11 protein-coding genes, 1 pseudogene and 1 CRISPR repeat array are annotated in these 17,995 nt (G+C 70.7%); of the genes and pseudogenes, 7 read left to right on the top strand and 5 right to left on the bottom strand.

The genetic code is table 11. The features are described from left to right. Positions 1–88 precede the first annotated feature (88 nt). The 3 genes from ACIBAE_RS08150 (at position 89) to ACIBAE_RS08140 (ending at position 3,790) form a co-directional block, all read left to right on the top strand. Entirely contained in the window at positions 89–952 is an 864-nt protein-coding gene (locus tag ACIBAE_RS08150) for a hypothetical protein (RefSeq protein WP_399283028.1), read from the top strand. Positions 953–1,135: 183 nt separating this feature from the next. Further along, positions 1,136–1,246: an LPFR motif small protein gene (locus ACIBAE_RS08145; RefSeq protein WP_399283027.1), complete on the top strand. Its 111-nt coding sequence runs from the start codon at positions 1,136–1,138 to the stop codon at positions 1,244–1,246. A 108-nt stretch (positions 1,247–1,354) separates the two neighbouring features. After that, positions 1,355–3,790, top strand: a complete 2,436-nt coding sequence (locus ACIBAE_RS08140; RefSeq protein ID WP_399283026.1) for a Tex family protein — start codon at positions 1,355–1,357, stop codon at positions 3,788–3,790. Positions 3,791–3,842: 52 nt separating this feature from the next. On the opposite strand, the gene ACIBAE_RS08135 is transcribed toward ACIBAE_RS08140, so the two are convergent. Then, positions 3,843–5,480 (bottom strand): ABC-F family ATP-binding cassette domain-containing protein, encoded by a 1,638-nt coding sequence (locus ACIBAE_RS08135; RefSeq protein WP_399283025.1) that lies wholly within the window; start codon positions 5,478–5,480, stop codon positions 3,843–3,845. Positions 5,481–5,556: 76 nt separating this feature from the next. On the opposite strand from ACIBAE_RS08135, the gene ACIBAE_RS08130 reads away from it, so the two are divergent. Then, positions 5,557–6,537, top strand: a complete 981-nt coding sequence (locus tag ACIBAE_RS08130) for an FAD-dependent oxidoreductase (RefSeq protein WP_399283024.1) — start codon at positions 5,557–5,559, stop codon at positions 6,535–6,537. Positions 6,538–6,719: 182 nt separating this feature from the next. On the opposite strand, the gene ACIBAE_RS08125 is transcribed toward ACIBAE_RS08130, so the two are convergent. Continuing rightward, positions 6,720–8,015, bottom strand: a complete 1,296-nt coding sequence (locus ACIBAE_RS08125; RefSeq protein ID WP_399283073.1) for a M14 family metallocarboxypeptidase — start codon at positions 8,013–8,015, stop codon at positions 6,720–6,722. 65 nt (positions 8,016–8,080) lie between these two features. Further along, positions 8,081–10,189 (bottom strand): Xaa-Pro dipeptidyl-peptidase, encoded by a 2,109-nt coding sequence (locus ACIBAE_RS08120; RefSeq protein WP_399283023.1) that lies wholly within the window; start codon positions 10,187–10,189, stop codon positions 8,081–8,083. Between the two features lie 219 nt (positions 10,190–10,408). On the opposite strand from ACIBAE_RS08120, the gene ACIBAE_RS08115 reads away from it, so the two are divergent. Then, positions 10,409–11,449, top strand: a complete 1,041-nt coding sequence (locus ACIBAE_RS08115) for a LacI family DNA-binding transcriptional regulator (RefSeq protein ID WP_399283022.1) — start codon at positions 10,409–10,411, stop codon at positions 11,447–11,449. A gap of 187 nt (positions 11,450–11,636) precedes the next feature. Continuing rightward, a CRISPR array of direct repeats spans positions 11,637–13,432; the repeat unit is 28 nt; unit sequence GTCGTCCCCGCGTAGGCGGGGGTGTTCC. A 13-nt stretch (positions 13,433–13,445) separates the two neighbouring features. Beyond that, a pseudogene (locus ACIBAE_RS08110) lies at positions 13,446–13,652 on the top strand (rodlin); the annotation flags it as partial. A gap of 428 nt (positions 13,653–14,080) precedes the next feature. Here the strand turns inward: ACIBAE_RS08110 and ACIBAE_RS08105 are convergent. Continuing rightward, complete coding sequence (locus tag ACIBAE_RS08105; protein WP_399283021.1) at positions 14,081–14,533, bottom strand: NUDIX hydrolase; 453 nt, start codon at positions 14,531–14,533, stop codon at positions 14,081–14,083. 470 nt (positions 14,534–15,003) lie between these two features. On the opposite strand from ACIBAE_RS08105, the gene ACIBAE_RS08100 reads away from it, so the two are divergent. Next, entirely contained in the window at positions 15,004–16,110 is a 1,107-nt protein-coding gene (locus ACIBAE_RS08100; protein WP_399283020.1) for a helix-turn-helix domain-containing protein, read from the top strand. Between the two features lie 585 nt (positions 16,111–16,695). Here the strand turns inward: ACIBAE_RS08100 and ACIBAE_RS08095 are convergent. Continuing rightward, a complete protein-coding gene (locus ACIBAE_RS08095) occupies positions 16,696–17,910 on the bottom strand; it encodes a helix-turn-helix domain-containing protein (protein WP_399283019.1) in 1,215 nt (404 codons plus the stop codon). Positions 17,911–17,995: the final 85 nt, after the last annotated feature.

Genomic DNA, 17,995 nt, shown 5'->3' with positions numbered 1-17,995 from the left:
GCGGGGCCGTTCCGGGCCGGAGGGATTCTTCCCGTCCTGGCCGGACCCCCGCCTGCCATCCGTACCAACTAGTCGGTAACATGCGGCCATGACCACACTGCCCGAGCGCGCCGCACGACGCTGTTACGGCGTCGTCAACCCGATCCACTCGACCCTGTACTTCTCGCCCGACCTGCCGCGCGAGTTCGCGCGCGCCGGTCTCGACGACGAGAAGGCCGTCTACTTCGCCGCCCGCTCGGCGCCCATGGGCCGGGTCGGCGCCGGTACGGTGACCGCGGCCTTCTACAACTTCAAGCACGAGCTCGTCGCCCAGCACATCCCGCACGCCTGGGACAGCGTCTCCCCCGAGGACGCGCTCGACGCGCGGCTGCGTGCGGTGGACTCGCTGCTGACGCGACTGCTGGGCGAGGAGGCCATCGCCTCCAAGGAGATGACCGAGGTCGCGGAGCTGGCGCTGCGGGCCGCCGAGGGATGCTCGCGGCCGGCGCGGCCCCTGTACGCCGCGAACGCCGACCTGCCCGTGCCGGAAGCGCCGCATCTGGCGTACTGGCACGCCGCCACACTGCTGCGCGAATACCGGGGCGACGGCCATCTGACGGCACTGCTGAGCGCCGGCCTCGACCCGGTGGAAGCACTGGCCAGCCACACCGCGAGCGGCCGGGGCATGTCGCCGAAGTGGATCCTCGCCAGCCGGGGCTGGAGTCCGCGGGAGTGGGAAGCCGCCAAGGAGCGGCTTCGGGACCGCGGACTGCTGGCGGCCGACGATGAGCTGACCGCGTCGGGCACAGAGCTGCGCAGGGCCCTGGAGGACGAGACCGACCGGCTGGACCGTGCCCCGTACGCGCACCTGGGAGCGACCGGCGTGGCTCGCCTCACCGAGCTGGCCGGGGCTTTCGCGGGGGCGGCGCAGGCGGCCGGAGCGTTTCCGGCCGACCTCATCGGGAAGCGCTGAGGCAGGAGCCGAGGGAGCCGAGCGCACTGACGGTCCGGGGGCACGAGGGCACTGAGGCAGGGCTGGGGCGCTGTTCGGCGCCCACCCGTTTAGGGACTGTTCGACCGGATATCAGCTGTATGGGCGGTAGGCGAAGGTTCCGGCCTCCGGCTCCGGCCCGACAGCCGTCCTCAGGAGGTCATTGTGTTCACCGCCATCGCCGACGTGTTGCGCGCCATCGGCTCGACGCTCGCCTCTGTCGTCACGCTCCCCTTCCGGGCCGTCGCTCGTCTGCTGGGCGGGGCCGCCCACTGAAGGCCCCCGCCACGGCGCCTCCGGCCCGGCACAGCCGGTCGCGCCCGCTGATGTCGGCGCCACCTGCCACAATGCAGGCGGCGGACCACAGAACAGCGGAGCGTGATCGTGACGACGTCCATCGAAGACAGGATCGCCGGGGAACTCGGCGTACGGGAGCGGCAGGTGAAGGCGGCCGTCGAGCTGCTCGACGGCGGATCGACCGTGCCGTTCATCGCGCGCTACCGCAAGGAAGCGACCGAGATGCTCGACGACGCGCAGCTGCGCACCCTTGAGGAGCGGCTGCGCTATCTGCGGGAGCTGGAGGACCGGCGGACCGCGATCCTGGAGTCCGTCCGTGAGCAGGGCAAGCTCGACGCGGCCCTGGAGGCCCGGATCCGGGCCGCCGACACCAAGGCGCGGCTGGAGGACATCTACCTGCCGTTCAAGCCCAAGCGGCGGACGAAGGCGCAGATCGCCCGCGAGGCCGGCCTGGCGCCGCTCGCCGAGGGGCTGTTGAGCGATCCGTCGGTGGAACCGCTCGTGGCGGCCGCCGCGTTCGTCGACGCGGACAAGGGCGTCGCGGACCCCGCCGCCGCCCTGGAGGGCGCGCGCGCCATCCTCACGGAGCGGTTCTCCGAGGACGCCGACCTCATCGGCGAGCTGCGCGAACGGATGTGGAGCCGGGGCAGGCTCGCCGCCAAGGTGCGGGAGGGCAAGGAGGAGGCGGGCGCCAAGTTCGCCGACTACTTCGACTTCGCCGAGGCCTTCCCGCAGCTGCCCTCGCACCGGGTGCTCGCCATGCTGCGGGGCGAGAAGGAAGACGTCCTCGATCTGGTCCTGGAGCCCGAGGAGCCGTCCGACCAGCCGGGACCGGCTCTGTACGAGAACATGATCGCGCGGCGCTTCCAGGTCGCCGACCGGGGCCGTCCCGGCGACAAGTGGCTCGCGGACACCGTGCGGTGGGCCTGGCGGACCCGGATCCTCGTCCACCTCGGGATCGACCTCAGGCTGCGGCTGCGGACGGCCGCCGAGGACGAGGCGGTCCGGGTCTTCGCCGCGAACCTGCGCGATCTGCTGCTCGCCGCCCCGGCCGGTACGCGCGCCACGCTGGGGCTCGACCCCGGGTTCCGTACGGGCGTGAAGGTCGCCATCGTCGACGCGACCGGCAAGGTCGTCGCGCACGACACGATCTATCCGCACGTCCCGGCGAACAAGTGGGACGAGTCGCTCGCGAAGCTCGCCCGGCTGGCCGAGGAGCACAAGGTCGACCTCATCGCCATCGGCAACGGCACGGCGTCCCGCGAGACCGACAAGCTGGCCGCCGAGCTGTGTGCCAAGCACCCGGAGCTGAAGCTCACGAAGGTCATGGTGTCGGAGGCGGGTGCCTCCGTGTACTCGGCCTCGGCGTTCGCCTCGCAGGAACTGCCCGAGCTGGACGTGTCGATCCGGGGCGCGGTCTCCATCGCCCGCCGGCTCCAGGACCCGCTCGCCGAGCTGGTGAAGATCGATCCCAAGTCGATCGGGGTCGGCCAGTATCAGCACGATCTGTCCGAGGTGAAGCTGTCGCGCTCGCTCGACGCGGTCGTCGAGGACTGTGTGAACGGTGTCGGGGTCGACGTCAACACCGCGTCCGCGCCGTTGCTCTCCCGGGTGTCGGGCATCGGGGCGGGACTCGCCGAGAACATCGTCGCCCACCGCGACGCCAACGGTCCCTTCCGCTCGCGCAAGGCACTCAAGGCCGTGGCGCGGCTCGGCCCGAAGGCGTACGAGCAGTGCGCCGGCTTCCTCCGTATCCGGGGCGGGGACGACCCGCTGGACGCGTCGTCCGTGCACCCCGAGGCGTACCCGGTGGTGCGGTCGATGGTGAAGACGACGGGCAGCGAGGTCGCGTCCCTCATCGGGAACGCGCCGGTGCTGCGTTCCCTGCGGCCCTGCGACTTCGTGAACGAGTCCTTCGGATTGCCGACCGTGACGGACATCCTGCGCGAGCTGGAGAAGCCGGGCCGGGATCCGCGGCCCGCCTTCAAGACGGCCACGTTCAAGGACGGCGTCGAGAAGATCGGCGACCTGACGCCGGGGATGGTGCTGGAGGGTGTCGTGACGAACGTCGCGGCGTTCGGCGCCTTTGTCGACATCGGCGTGCACCAGGACGGTCTGGTCCATGTCTCCGCCCTGTCCAGGACCTTCGTCAAGGACCCCCGTGAGGTGGTGAAGCCGGGCGACGTGGTGAGGGTGAAGGTGCTGGACATCGACATCCCCCGCAAGCGCGTCTCCCTCACGCTGCGCCTGGACGACGAGGCGAAGCGCCCGGAGCGAGCGCAGGAGGGTGGCGGCGGTGGCCGTCCCCCGCAGCAGCGGCAGGGTGGCCGTGGCAACGGCGGCCGGGCCGGCGGCAGCGGCGGCAACAGCAGCGGCCGGGCAGGCGGCAACAGCAGCGGCAACGCCGGCGGTGGAGCTGCCCGGCGGGGGGCCGCCGCGCCCCCGGCGAACAGCGCCATGGCGGACGCCCTGCGCCGGGCGGGTCTGACGGATCCGAAGCAGGGCGGCGGCCGGCGCGGCTGAGGTGATACGGGGTGTGGGCGCCGCCGCTGGGCGGCGCCCACACCCCGCTCCCTCAGATCTCGGTCACGGTCCCCGCCGACACGTCCAGGCGGCGTGTCGTGTGGACCGCGTCCAGCATGCGGCGGTCGTGGGTGACCAGGAGCAGCGTGCCGTCGTACGAGTCCAGCGCGGACTCCAGCTGCTCGATGGCCGGCAGGTCGAGGTGGTTGGTCGGCTCGTCCAGGACGAGGAGGTTCACGCCCCGGCCCTGCAGGAGGGCGAGCGCGGCACGGGTCCGCTCACCCGGGGAGAGCGTCGTCGCGGGACGCGTCAGGTGGTGCGACTTGAGGCCGAACTTGGCGAGGAGCGTACGGATCTCCGCCGGTTCGGTGTCGGGGACGGCCGGCCGGAACGCGTCCAGCAGGGTCTCCGGGCCGTGGAAGAGGGCACGCGCCTGGTCGACCTCGCCGACGATCACGCCGGAGCCGAGTGACGAGTGGCCCGCGTCCAGCGGGAGGCGGCCGAGCAGCGCGGCCAGCAGGGTGGACTTCCCCGCGCCGTTGGCTCCGGTGATGGCGACCCGGTCGGCGCGGTCGATCTGGAGTGTGACCGGACCAAAACGGAAGTCGCCGCGCGCCACTTCGGCCGCGCGCAGGATCGCGACCACGGCTCCTGAGCGGTCGGCGGAGGCGATCTCCATACGGAGTTCCCACTCCTTGCGCGGTTCCTCGACGACATCGAGGCGTTCGATGAGCCGCTGCGTCTGGCGGGCCTTGGCGGCCTGCTTCTCGGTCGACTCGGTGCGCTTGTTGCGGCCGATCTTGTCGTTGTCCGTGGATTTGCGGCGGGCGTTCTTGACGCCCTTCTCCATCCAGGAGCGCTGCATGTGCCCCCGGGCCTCCAGGGACGACTTCTTGTCCGCGTACTCCTCGAACTCCTCGCGGGCGTGCCGCCGGGCGGTTTCCCGCTCCTCCAGATAGGCCTCGTAGCCGCCGCCGAAGAGCGTGATCTTCTGCTGGGCGAGGTCGAGTTCGAGCACCTTGGTCACGGTGCGCACCAGGAATTCCCGGTCGTGGCTGACCACGACGGTGCCGGCGCGCAGGCCGGAGACGAAGCTCTCCAGCCGGTCGAGGCCGTCGAGGTCGAGGTCGTTGGTGGGCTCGTCGAGCAGGAAGATGTCGTACCGGGAGAGCAGGAGCGAGGCGAGACCGGCGCGGGCCGCCTGGCCGCCGGAGAGGCTGGTCATCGGCTGGTCGAGGCCGACGGTCAGCCCGAGTGAGGCGGCGACCTCCTCGGCCCGCTCGTCGAGGTCGGCGCCACCGAGACCGAGCCAGCGCTCCAGGGCGATGGCGTACGCGTCGTCGGCGCCGGGTGAGCCGTCGACCAGGGCCTGGGTGGCCTCGTCCAGAGCGGTCTGGGCGGCGGTGACCCCGGTACGGCGGCCGAGGAAGTCCCTTACGGTCTCCCCCGCGCGCCGCTCCGGCTCCTGCGGAAGGTGGCCGACGGCGGCGGCCGGCGGGGAGAGCCGCAGCTCCCCGTTCTCGGGGGTGTCGAGTCCGGCGAGCAGCCGGAGCAGGGTGGACTTTCCGGCGCCGTTGGCGCCCACGAGTCCGATCACGTCGCCGGGCGCGACGACCAGGTCGAGCCCGGAGAAGAGTGAGCGGTCGCCGTGTCCTGCGGCGAGATCCTTGGCTACGAGCGTGGCAGTCATCAGACCGTCGATCCTAACGAGGCGGGCCGCCCGCCGTGGAGTGGGCCTGGACTCCGCTATCCGCTACGGTCCCGGCATGAGCGGTAGCAGGGGCGGGGGCGGCGGGAACGCCGAGGTGATCGTGGTAGGCGGCGGGGTCATCGGGCTGACGACGGCGGTGGTGCTGGCGGAGAGCGGCCACCGGGTGGGGGTGTGGACCCGTGATCCGGTCGCGCGCACCACGTCGGCGGTGGCGGGGGCGCTGTTCTGGCCGTACCGCATCGAGCCGGCACGGCTGGTCGGCGGATGGCTGGAGCATTCGCTGAGCAGGTACGAGCCACTCGCGCGGCGCCCGGAGGAGACCGGGGTGCGCCTCGTCGCGGGCCTGATGGCGGACACCCCGCTCGACGGCCCCGGCAGCTGGTCCTCCCGGATCCCCGGTCTGCGTGAGGCCCGCCCCGACGAGCTGCCCGCGTCGGTCGGCCAGGCCCTGCGGGCCACGGTCCCGCTGATCGACATGCCCGTACATCTGCGGTATCTGAAGGAGCGGCTGCGGGCGGCGGGCGGCACCGTTCAGCGGCGTACCGTCACCGGCTTCGCGGAGCCGGCGGCCGAGGCGCCGGTCGTGATCGACTGCACCGGGCTCGGCGCGCGGGAGCTGGCGGCCGACGCGTCGGTGTATCCGGTGCGCGGACAGGTGGTGGTCGTCGAGAACCCGGGGATAGACGAGTGGTTCGTGTCGTCCCTGCCCGGCCCCGCCGGTACGACGTACGTGATGCCGCACCCGTACGGGGTACTGCTCGGCGGCACGACGACCGAGCACTCCTGGGATCTGGGCCCCGACCCGGCCGAGGCGCGGGACATCATCGCGCGCTGCGCGCGGATCCATCCCGCGCTCGCCGGGGCGCGGGTGCTGGAGCACCGGGTGGGGCTGCGGCCGGCCCGCCCCGGGGTCCGGCTGGAGGCCGTACAACTTCCCGGCGGGGGACGGCTGGTGCACAACTACGGGCATGGCGGGGCGGGCGTCACGGTGGCCTGGGGATGCGCGCGGGACGCCGCGCGGCTGGCCACGGCGTGACGACGCGGCTCACGCGGGAGCACCACGCCGGTGCCGATCATGACGCGGCGGGGACTGGCTCCGGTGAGCGGCGGGAGCTGGCTCCGGGAAACCGGGGAGGGTCCGCCGCGCGGGCCCTCCCCGGTTTCCCGTCCTGACCTCGGTCCGTCACGCCCACTGCGGGCGGTCTTCAACTCATCGGCTCAACAGGCGGCTTCGGGCCGTCCGGCGGTCAGGTGGTACTGCGCCCGCTCGTCGAGGAGCAGCGGCACCAGATTCCGCTGGGACTGGCGGAGCGGCACGAAGGCCCCCTGCCCGAGAGGTACGGCCAGCACCCCGTGCAGAGCGAGTTCGTCCTTGACGTCCGCGTACTGGGCGGCGTCGAGGCGGTAGCCGCACGGCGGGTCCTGAAGGATCTGCTCGGCGGACGCGGGTTCGTTGTCGGCGCCGCCGAGATAGATCGGGCCGTGGTCCTTGAGTCCGGCCAGGCGGGCGCTCGCCGTGGCGGTGACGATCCGGGCCCGCCGCTCGTCGGTGAAGGAGAACAGCCCCTTCAGGGAGTCGAGTTGGCTGCGCACCCGGCGCCGGTTGTTCAGCGCGGCGTCGGCTTTCTCGGCGTCCGTCATCGGGTCGACGCGGCTCTCGATGAGCAGGCCGAGCGCGTGCTTGACCCCGGCGGCGTTCCGCAGGATGCGCTCCTGGCCGTCCCCCGCCGTCTGCTTGACGGGGTCGCCGGTCTCCGGGTCGGTCCAGATGCCGTACGTGCCGATGGAGTGGCCGCCGGCGCGCGCGGCGGGGCGTACGTACTGCTCCGACAGCGCCTGGGACTCGTCGTGGACGCGCGCGTCGGTGTTGAGGTTGCGCGGCCAGAGGTCGAAGAGGTCCTTGTCGTAGTACTTCGGGGTGGCGCCGTACTCGTGCAGGTCGTAGATGACGTCGGGGCGCCGGTCACGGATGAGGGCGGCCATCGCACGGCCCTCGGCGGTCTTGAGCGCGATGTGGTCGCGGTTGATGTCGACGCCGTCGGAGTTGCCCCGGGTGTCGGCGGCCCGCCCGTCCGGGTTGGCCGTGGGGACGACGAGCACGGACGTACGGGCCAGGAAGCGCTGGGTGTCGCGGTCCTGCGCGTAGGCGAGATCACGGACGGTGGTCAGACACGCCTCGCGGCCGGACGGTTCGTCGCCGTGCTGACTGCAGACGAGCAGGACGGTGGCGGGCGCGCGCCGGGCACCGATCTCGACGAGCTGGAGCGGGCGGCCCTGCTTGGTCGTCCCGATCGTGGAGAGCGAGGCGCGGTCGCTTCCCCGGTCGACGGCGGACAGGAACTCCTGTTCCTGGGGCTGACTCGTCCACCGCGCGCCGTCGCTGGTCTCGAAGTCGGTGCGCGGAGGGGTGTGCGCGGCCTGCGCGGGCGCGGTCGTGAGGAGGGGCAGGACGAGGGCCCCGGCGGTCGCCGCCAGAGCGACGGTCCGGAGGTGGGACCTCTTCGTCGTCGTCATCGTCATCGTCTTCGTCTTCGTCTTCGTCTTCGTCTTCATACGGGACGTCATCGGCGGAAATGTCATCAGCGGTACTCTCCCGGGATCGGAGGGGTCCGGCGCGGCTCGGCCGCACCCTGCGGGCGGGACGCGCGCGGGGTGCTGTGCGGTGCGGTGGTCTGCGGTGCGGTGGTCTGCGGCACGGTGCCGGTGGTGGCGGCGCGGTACGCCTCGGAGCCGCCGACCAGCGGGAGTTCCGCCGCCGTACGGGCCAGATCGAGGCGGAGGGTGGGGGTGGTGGACGGCGGGTCGATCAGGCCCCGGTCCGTACCGCCGATGATCAGGGCGAGCCGGTGACCGGCCGGGACGACATGGTCGCTCGCGGCGAGATCGATGGTGACGGTGTACGGCTTGCCCGGCGTGAGCGGACGGTCGTGACGCGCCGAGGCGTACGTGCCGAGGTCGGCCCAGCCCCGGCTGAAGACGGTGTGGTCGACGTCGGCCGTGCGGGCGGCGGTCTCCCGGTAGCAGGAGCTGTCGGCGGCGGTGCTCTCACCCCAGCAGGTGCGTTCGGTGAGGGTGGTGATGCCCTCGCCCGAGGCGTCGTAGGCGCGGATCGTATCGGGGCCGAGGTCGACGAGGACCGCCGAGAGGAACGCGGTCGTGGTGGACGGCGTGGCGGTGACGGTCACCGTGGACGAGCCGGACAGCCGCAGGTCACGGCTGAGCGTCGGGGTGACGAACCCGGCCTTGCCGGGGGTGGACCGGTCGATGTCGGCGGCCCAGCCGTCCTCGTCGAGGCGCGGGTCGTCGGTGAAGGTCTCGGTCGCGCCGGGCCTGGCCGCCGTACGGCTCAGCGTGCCGACCCCGGGCGCCGTGCCCGTACGGGGGTGCAGGGCGGTGGTCCGGGTGGTGCGCGGCGGCCAGGTCCGGTCGGTGGACCACTGGTCGGGGGCGCGCTCGATGTCGGCCATGGGCTCGCGTTCGACGCCGTTGTCGTAGCCGAGCAGGTAGTGGTCGAACCAGCGGTGCAGCGTGCTGACCCACTCGGTGCGCCGGAAGTCGAAGGGGTCGACGTGGCCGGTCTGGGAGAGCCAGATCTTGCGCTCCACGCCCGCGTCCGCGAGGGCGTCCCACCACTGGCCGAGATGCTTGGTGCGGACGTTGAGGTCCTGCATCCCGTGGACGGCGAAGACGCTGGCCCTGACCTTTCCGGCGTTCCGGACGTAGTCGCGCTCGTTCCACAGCCGCGTCCAGTCGCCCGAGCGCGGCGCTTCGTCGACCAGGCGCTGCTGGACGGCCCGGCAGCGGGCGCGGGCCTCGGGGCTCTCCACGTAGTTGGACAGCCACTCGGGTCCCGAGCTGTAGAGGGGGGCACCCTGCTGGAAGTAGTAGTCGTACCAGGAGGTGATGGCGCTGATCGGGACGATGGTCTTGAGTCCCTTGACGCCGGTGGCGGCGACGCCGTTGGCGATGGTGCCGTCGTAGCTCTTGCCGATCATGCCGGTCGCGCCGGTGGTCCAGCCGGCCCGCACCGGGGCGGTCCCGGTACGGGTGGCGTACGCGCGGGCCCGGCCGCCCAGCCAGTCGATGACCGCCTTGGCCGACTGGACGTCGGAGGGGCCGCCGACATCGACGCAGCCGTCGGAGCGGTTCGTACCGGCGAGATCGACGGCGACGAAGGCGTAGCCGCGCGGCACGAAGTAGTTGTCGTAGTGGAGCGGGAAGCCGAGCGGGCCGCCGTCGGCGTCGTAGGTCTTGAGCTGGCTCTCGTTGCCGCGTCCGCAGCAGGAGTAGTAGGGGCTCGCGTCCATGATCACCGGAATCTTCCGGCCCTGCCGGTCCGGCTCCCGGGGCCGTATGACGTCGACGGCGACGCGGTCGGTCCTGCCGTCGGCGTCGCCGTCGAGTCCGGTGTCCACCCAGACGGATTCGCGGATGGCGTCCTCGTACGAATAGACGGGTCTGCTCTCCTTGGCGGCCCCTCCGGCGACTTCGGGCGTACCGGCGACTTCGGGCGTACCGGCCACTCCGGGGCTACCGGCCGCTCCGGGTATACCGGCCGCCGTACCGCTCGCCGTCAGCTGCGCTCCCTGTGCTCCCGGGGCGGCGAGCAGCACCCCGAGCAGGGCGGCGGAGGCCGCCGCGACGATCGATCTGCTGGACCAGCGGTTTTTCCGCGCGGGGAATTCCATGGGGCGGAAGCTACCCCGGTCAACTCCCGTTCAAAAGAGGGAAGTCGAGAGGTAAAAGGGGCTGGCGGGACGGTCATGATGTGACATCTGACGCCATGGACGCGGTCACGGCACGGCGCTGTGGAGGCGCCATGGAAGCGCTCTCATCAGGATCGGTGGCTCAGGATCGGTGGCCGGATAGGCTGGGGCTTTCGCATCCGCCGACGAGGAGCACGCGCCTTGCCCGAACCGTCCCCCGGCCCCCGCCCCACTCTGGAAGCCGTCGCGGCGCGCGCCGGAGTCTCCCGGGCCACGGCCTCCCGGGTCGTCAGAGGCGGCGAGGGCGTGCGGCAGGCGCTGACCGAGAAAGTCCTCAGGGCGGTCGAGGAGCTGGGCTACGTACCGAACCACGCGGCCCGCACGCTGGTCACCCGGCGCACCGGCGCGGTAGCCGTGATCATCGCCGAGCCGGAAGTACGCATCTTCACCGACCCGTTCTTCTCCCAGCAGATTCGCGGCATCGCCAAGGAACTGGCCGCACATGACAGCCAGTTGGTGCTCCTACTGCTCGAAGGACCGGGCGACTACGACCGGATAGCCCGCTACCTGGCGGGCGGCCACGTGGACGGCGCACTCGCCTTCTCGCTGCACACCGACGACCCGATCCCTGCGATCACCCGGCGGGCCGGAATGCCGACCGTCTACGGAGGCCGGCCGAGCTGGACGGCGGCTCGGGACCACCAGGCCGTGCCGTACGTCGACGCCGACAACCGGGGTGGCGCCAGGGCGGCCGTACGGTACCTGAGCGACCTGGGCCGCCGCCGTATCGCGCACATCGGCGGCCCCCGCGACCAGGCCTCGGCCACCGACCGGCTCGACGGCTACCGCGACGTCCTCCCGGACGCGGACCCGGCCCTGATCGCGGAGGGCGCGTTCACCGAGGAGAGCGGGGCGGCGGCGATGACGGAACTGCTGGAACGGTGCCCCGACCTGGACGCGGTGTTCGCCGCCAACGACCTGATGGCCTCGGGCGCCCTGCGGGTACTCAAGGAGCGCGGCCGCTCGGTGCCGGACGATGTGGCGCTGGTCGGCTTCGACGACATGGACCCGGTCGCGAAGGCCACCGACCCGCCGCTGACAACGATCCAACAGGACATCGAAGGCCAGGGCCGCCTGATGGCACGCCTGCTGCTCCGAGGCCTGGCCCACGAACGCGAGGGCACCCCGGCCCCGGCCTCGGTGATCACCCCGACGACCTTGGTACGGCGGGCCTCGGCGTGAAGCCGGGGTCGGTGGAGACGTGCATGGCCGGGCAAGAGCTGGTTCACTGTGCGGAGGTTGTGCTGAGCGGTGTGGCTTCGTCGGTCATTTACCGGGCGGACGCGGACGGGGCTTCTCAGGCTGGACCACGCGAATCCAACTGAATGAAAAGGCCGTTGGCCGCTGACAGAAGAGCAGGTCAGCAAGTGTCGTCCCCGCGTAGGCGGGGGTGTTCCCGCTTGGCGGTCTCCCGGGAGCAGCCGCAGCCGGTCGTCCCCGCGTAGGCGGGGGTGTTCCCCACGTGGTCCAGGTCGTCTGTCCCGGTACCCGGTCGTCCCCGCGTAGGCGGGGGTGTTCCGGTGCGCTGACGGCGGAGGACGCCGACTTCGCCGTCGTCCCCGCGTAGGCGGGGGTGTTCCCTCGACCCCGACCGCGCCCACTACCTACCCGTAGTCGTCCCCGCGTAGGCGGGGGTGTTCCGCGGCCTTCCGTGCCGCCCGCCGGGCCGCGACTGTCGTCCCCGCGTAGGCGGGGGTGTTCCGCGCGGGAACGTTAAGTCCCCGTGGGTGACGATGTCGTCCCCGCGTAGGCGGGGGTGTTCCTCTGAGAGCGCAGGTCGTCTGCGATGGATCGAGGTCGTCCCCGCGTAGGCGGGGGTGTTCCGTCGGACACCGAGGTCAGCACGTGGCTGCTGTCGTCGTCCCCGCGTAGGCGGGGGTGTTCCCGCGGCGATCGCCTCGGCGGGCGGGCCCTCGCTGTCGTCCCCGCGTAGGCGGGGGTGTTCCCGCACCACGGGGCGTACGAGGGTCGGGCCGGTGGTCGTCCCCGCGTAGGCGGGGGTGTTCCCCGGTACGGTCCGGCGCCTGGCATCACACCCATGTCGTCCCCGCGTAGGCGGGGGTGTTCCGCGGTTGCGGTCAGGGAGGTGACGTTCTCTCCGGTCGTCCCCGCGTAGGCGGGGGTGTTCCTGCGGCACGGGACAGGGCCGCAGGATCGATGCTGTCGTCCCCGCGTAGGCGGGGGTGTTCCGCGCCTGAGCACCGTGGCCGGCATGTTCCAGGTGTCGTCCCCGCGTAGGCGGGGGTGTTCCCCGACCGCGCACGAGCTGGGCGACCGGTTGGGGTCGTCCCCGCGTAGGCGGGGGTGTTCCGAGAGCCCGCCGACCGAAAAGGCCGGCGGGCTCGTCGTCCCCGCGTAGGCGGGGGTGTTCCGACCGCCTTCACCACCAGCCTCTACGCCGGCCTGTCGTCCCCGCGTAGGCGGGGGTGTTCCGGGGATCATCAGGTCGTAGACCGTGGGGCGGCGGTCGTCCCCGCGTAGGCGGGGGTGTTCCGCGCTTATGTCACCGGAGCCAGTCCCGGAAGGCGTCGTCCCCGCGTAGGCGGGGGTGTTCCCCCGGGGGATCATCACGTCATCTGCCTCAGGAAGTCGTCCCCGCGTACGCGGGGGTGTTCCCGTCCGTTTACAACGCTGTTCAGGCGTCAGGCGGTCGTCCCCGCGTAGGCGGGGGTGTTCCCTTCCCCGTGCGTTCCAGGTCGGAGATGAAGGAGTCGTCCCCGCGTAGGCGGGGGTGTTCCGCCCACCGGCAAGGACAAAACCATGTCGGCTCTGTCGTCCCCGCGTAGGCGGGGGTGTTCCGCGTTGATATCGGCAAGCCGTCCACAAGAGGCGGTCGTCCCCGCGTAGGCGGGGGTGTTCCCTCGTGCCCGGTCGCCTCCAGGTCCTGGTTGTGGTCGTCCCCGCGTAGGCGGGGGTGTTCCTGGCGCCAGGCCCTGACCGATGCCATCACGGAAGTCGTCCCCGCGTAGGCGGGGGTGTTCCGGGCGCTTGCTCGACGTGGTCGTCGGGCAAGCCGTCGTCCCCGCGCCTGCGGGGGTGTTCCGCGTCAGCGGCGGGCCCGCATCCTCACCGAGGAGTCGTCCCCGCGCCTGCAGGGGTGTTCCCTCTTCGCCGCACAGCCCCTCCTGGCGACCGCGGTCGTCCCCGCGCCTGCGGGGGTGTTCCTGCCATACTGGAGACACTCTGCGCCGGCGTACCCGTCAAGGCGAACCTGGGTTCCCTCGTCGGCGTCGTGCCGATCGCGGTCCAGGACATCCCCGTCCTGTCGGCTCCGCAGAACCAGCAGTGCACGGAGAACTCCACGCAGGCCAAGGGCGACGAGCCCCTGTCGCACATCCTCGACCAGATTCCGGTGCTCTCCGGCAACGGCGTGCACAACGGGTGATCCCCTGAGCCTGATCAGCGTCAGGTGCTCCCCGTCATGGAACTCAAAGAGCCTCGTCCGGCATGATGCCGGACGAGGCTCTTTGAGTGTCTTCGAGGAACTATGCGGCCCGGTCCAACTGTCACGGAAACAGGCCGGTGTGAAGCGCCACAGCGTGACTCGGGCGGGGCTACAGGATGGATCCCGGGCCACTCGCACACTCTATGTAACGGACTTGAACGGGCGCCTGAGCGCGGTGGCCACCGTAGTCCATTCGGTCCCCCCGCCCTCGGGGCGCAGGAAGGCGAGCACGGGCGGTCGGCGTGGTTGCATCCATCGCGGTAGCGACGGGTCCACGTAGGCCTGAACGGCCCGGAGGATGCCGGTGAGGCCCGTGGCGTCGTCCATGACGGTCTCCCCTATGGCGGGGCCGGATTGGTGCCGCGCGGTCACAGCAGCGGTCCTGGGCGTTTCGCGACAAGCCACTCCGTCTCGTCGAGCGGCATCCAGAGCGGCGAGAAGCCGAAGGGGTCGTCGCCGACTCCCGGACGAACGGCAGTGGAGCGGGCGCGATACAGGTACAGGAAGGTGATCCTGGTACGGCGGCGAGTAGCACCGAAGGGGTCCACGATGTCGACCATGACAGGACCGTCGAGCCCGGGAAGCTCCCCGACCTCTCCCACTCGGGTGAACTCCCGCAGTGCGCGCGCGCCGGCGGCCCGCAGGGATTCTCCACCCGTCGGCGTTCCCTCGACGAGCGTGCGGTGTCCGCTGCGGCAGACCGCGAGCAGCCGACCCCGCTCGTCCAACACGAGAGCGCTCGCCTTGACGACGGGGCACCGGCCCCCATGCAGGCACCGCCGATGCCGGGCGTGATCACGCAGCGCACGGAACAGCGGCATCAACTCCCTTGCCTCGTCAGGATGGTGGGTCTCGTAGGCGCGGGCGTCCCTGGCGATGCCGCAGCAGCTCTCCGCCAGGACGTTTCCCCGCTCCGCGCGTAACGCCCGGGGGCGCCGTACACGGCACGCCCGCTCACTGATGCCCCTCAGGGTGCCGCCGCATCAAAACGTTGCAGTCCGACACCGTGCTCGCGTCGCCCACCAAGCGCGACCGGTCACGTACGTTGGCGAGTTCGGTGCACCCTAAACATCCTTCTACCGGGGTCGGTTCCAACGCCGGCCCCAACGGCAGTTCAACCGGTGCGGTGCTGTATCGCGTGGGATCGGTCATGTCTGTACCTCCGCCATTAGCCGCTACACACACCTTCGGCCAGTCAGCGGAGAGGGAGCAGGGGCATCCATAGGGGCAAGTAATGAGCTGTGAAGACACTTGAGCTCTCCAGGAGCAGGCGTACGGGCAAGATGGACGCATGGCCATCGGGAAACTGATCAGAGACCTTCGCACTTCGCGCGGCTGGTCGCAGGGGCGACTAGTGTCGGAGATCAACGATGCCTTTGGAACGAACCTTGACCGGGAGTACCTGAGCCGCTGGGAGCGTTCCAAGGTGACACCGGGGCCCTACTACCTCCGGTGCCTGTCGGCCGTCCTGGACGTGCCCCTAGCCGTACTTGAGGGTGAAGTGAAGCGCCGTACGTTTATCAGCGATGTTGCCGCGACCGCCATAGCCCCTGTGGTGGCCTCCGACTTGCTCAGCGCGGGATTCGCCGCTCGACTCACCAAAGGGCCTTCCGTGGAAGACTGGGGAGCGAAGCTGGCCACGTACGGAACGGAGTACATGAGTCTTGGGGCCGCCGACATTCAGCGTCGCGTGTCCGGTGAGCTTGTCGTAATCCAGCAGCAACTGGACACTCCTCAGCTCTGGTCCGTCGCCGCACGTCTCATGACTCTCTACGCCAAGACCTTTCCGGGCTCCGACGGTTCCAAGGCCGTGAACTGGTATCGCATGGCGGCCAAGGCCGCTGACGAGTCGGGCGACGACCAGGCCCGCGTATGGGTCCGGGGGCGGGCAGCGATCGCGCTGGGATACGAGGGGGCATCCCTTGGCGTCGCCGACGTGTTCGCCGACCAGGCCATGGCGATCAGCGACAAGCCGTCGCTGGGGCTCTTGAACGCGATCATGGGGAAAGCGCACGCCGCGGCCATCCGGGGCGACCACCCGACCGCGCGGAAGCTCATGGACCGAGGGCGTCGTGTTTTCGATACCGCGGCATCGTATGAACAGACCTCTGACTACGCCGTGCCTTGGTGGCGCATGAACGTCTTCACTTCCCTTCTCGCTGCCCGACTCGGGGACGAGGGCACAGCGGTGACAGCGCAAGAGGCCGCGCGTCGGGAGCTGCCCGCTACGCTGCCCCGCTTCGCCACGCACCTGGAGATGCAGCGGGGCCTCATGCTCGCCCGTTCCGGCGACCGAACCGGGGGCGTGGCCTACGCACGGGCAGCTATGAACGAACTGCCGCCCGAAAAACACTCGTTGACCCTGCGACTCCTCATGTCCGAGGTGGAGCGCTCTTGAGTCCGCGTGGCAACCTCAAACCCGTACGCCGGTGGGAGTGGTATCACCTCTCGGTCCCAGTCGGTGTGTCAACGAGGAACTTCCCGCCTCCGCCCAGTCGGCCCGAACGGAAGTGTTCCCCCGCTCCGCGCGTAACGTACGGGACGCGCTGTACACAGCACGCCCGCTCACTGATGCCCCTCCGGGTGCCGTCGCATCAAGACGTTGCAGTCCGACACCGTGCTCGTGTCGCCCACCAAGCGCGAACGGTCACGTACGTTGGCGAGTTCGGTGCACCCTGGACACCCTTCTACCGGGGTCGGTTCCAACGCCGGCCATAACGGCAGTTCAACCGGTGCGGTGCTGTATCGCGTGGGATCGGTCATGCATGGATCGTGCCGCCGGGCGACGCGGGCTTACAGGGACGGAGCGTCCTAGTCTCGCGACGCTAATACCGGTCGCGGCAAGGTCTGCCCCGTCGTGCCGCCCAGCACGCACGCTGTGTTGGCCGTAAGCCCCGACAGCTCCGCTACGAGGGCGTGTGGTCGCCTTACGATCACACGCACGGGCACGACCACTTGACGGGCAACCCTTTCGACCGCCTTGCTAGTTGGCCACTCCCAGGAACTCGGCGAGCCTTCGCAGACCTGGTGGTCGCGCGGCCCCGTTCCACAAGTCGCTGACGACGGCGACAGCCAACGTGTGGTGCCGCATCCACCCTGGGGCCACCCGCCGCAGACTCTCCAGCGCTCCCACAGCCCCGGCAGCATCTCCCATGTCGGTGTGCGCGCGTGCTACGTCCAGCAGCAGCCACGTCCGCCATGAGGGCGGCGTGTCCTTGCTCAGCCTTATGCCCTTGGACAGTGTCAGGGCTTCCTGGGGCCGCTCATGCTGCACGGCGAGGCGAACCCGTTCGATGCGAACCGACGACCGGCTGAACACCGACACCAACTTGCCCTCAGCCGGTGGCGGAAGCGTCGCCAACCGGCCCGCTGCCTTCTCGGCTGTCACCATCATGTCGTTGGCGGTCTCATAGTCGTCGCTTCGTGCGTACGACGTGGCCGCAGACATCAGCAGGCCACCCCAGACACGGATACCCTCCGGCGTACCCGTGTCCTCCCGCTCCACCCCGTCGGCAGCGTGTACGGCGAGATTCCGCGCATCGTCCAACCGGGCCTGCCGCTGATAGGCCCATGCCACCGAGTTCGACACCATCGGGGCAAGCAAGGGGTCCGAAGAGTTCCCAGCGGCAGCGTAGGCGCGCTCCAGAGCCGAGAGACCGAGATCGGTCTTCCCAAGGCGGATGGCCAGGTGTCCGCCGAGTTGCAGTGCCTTGCCGAGCGCCGCGTGACCGGCCGCCCGCTGGTCCGCGCTTCCCACGGCAGCAAGTAGGCGGGCGTCCTCGATGATGCCGGGCAACATGTCCATGAGCCGCCCGAACTCCGCCGCGTGGTACAACGTCCACCCTTCTGCCAGTTCGGCCCGTAGAAGGGGCAGAGACAGCCGCTCAACGCCCCTGGGCTCGATGGGTGGAGCGAACATCGGCGGCATGATCGCGCGCCGGACAGCGACCAATTGGGGCGGCTCGGCATCACCGCTGGACGGCACGCCGGGCGGGTCCCCGAGAAGCGCCGTCAGTTCTACGCCCAGCCCTTTGGCGAGTGAATGAAGCGTCGGCAGCCGTGCACTGTGCTTGCGATGCTGCTCAAGTTTCCGGATCACGTCCACGGACACGCCGGATCGTTCGGACAGCCCCTCTTGGGTGAGGTCGGCAAGGCGGCGCAGTCTTGCCACGCGGTCGCCCAGGTGCTCAGTAGCCATGCCCCGAAACTACGCCCAGGCGTCAGGGCGAACGAAGAAACAACGCTCTCTGTCCCAGTTCACCTTCGCCAATCCCGTTGTCACG

Source organism: Streptomyces sp. NPDC051569 (assembly GCF_044454085.1).
Classification (GTDB): domain Bacteria; phylum Actinomycetota; class Actinomycetes; order Streptomycetales; family Streptomycetaceae; genus Streptomyces.
Note: the sequence above shows the minus strand (reverse complement) of the source record. Positions and strands in the feature narration are given on the sequence as shown.

Coding starts and splice junctions, on each gene's coding strand:
- ACIBAE_RS08150 (WP_399283028.1), top strand. CDS start 89: ATGACCACACTGCCCGAGCGCGCCGCACGACGCTGTTACGGCGTCGTC.
- ACIBAE_RS08135 (WP_399283025.1), bottom strand. CDS start 5,480: ATGACTGCCACGCTCGTAGCCAAGGATCTCGCCGCAGGACACGGCGAC.
- ACIBAE_RS08130 (WP_399283024.1), top strand. CDS start 5,557: ATGAGCGGTAGCAGGGGCGGGGGCGGCGGGAACGCCGAGGTGATCGTG.
- ACIBAE_RS08125 (WP_399283073.1), bottom strand. CDS start 8,015: ATGACGACGACGAAGAGGTCCCACCTCCGGACCGTCGCTCTGGCGGCG.
- ACIBAE_RS08120 (WP_399283023.1), bottom strand. CDS start 10,189: ATGGAATTCCCCGCGCGGAAAAACCGCTGGTCCAGCAGATCGATCGTC.
- ACIBAE_RS08105 (WP_399283021.1), bottom strand. CDS start 14,533: ATGCCGCTGTTCCGTGCGCTGCGTGATCACGCCCGGCATCGGCGGTGC.
- ACIBAE_RS08100 (WP_399283020.1), top strand. CDS start 15,004: ATGGCCATCGGGAAACTGATCAGAGACCTTCGCACTTCGCGCGGCTGG.
- ACIBAE_RS08095 (WP_399283019.1), bottom strand. CDS start 17,910: ATGGCTACTGAGCACCTGGGCGACCGCGTGGCAAGACTGCGCCGCCTT.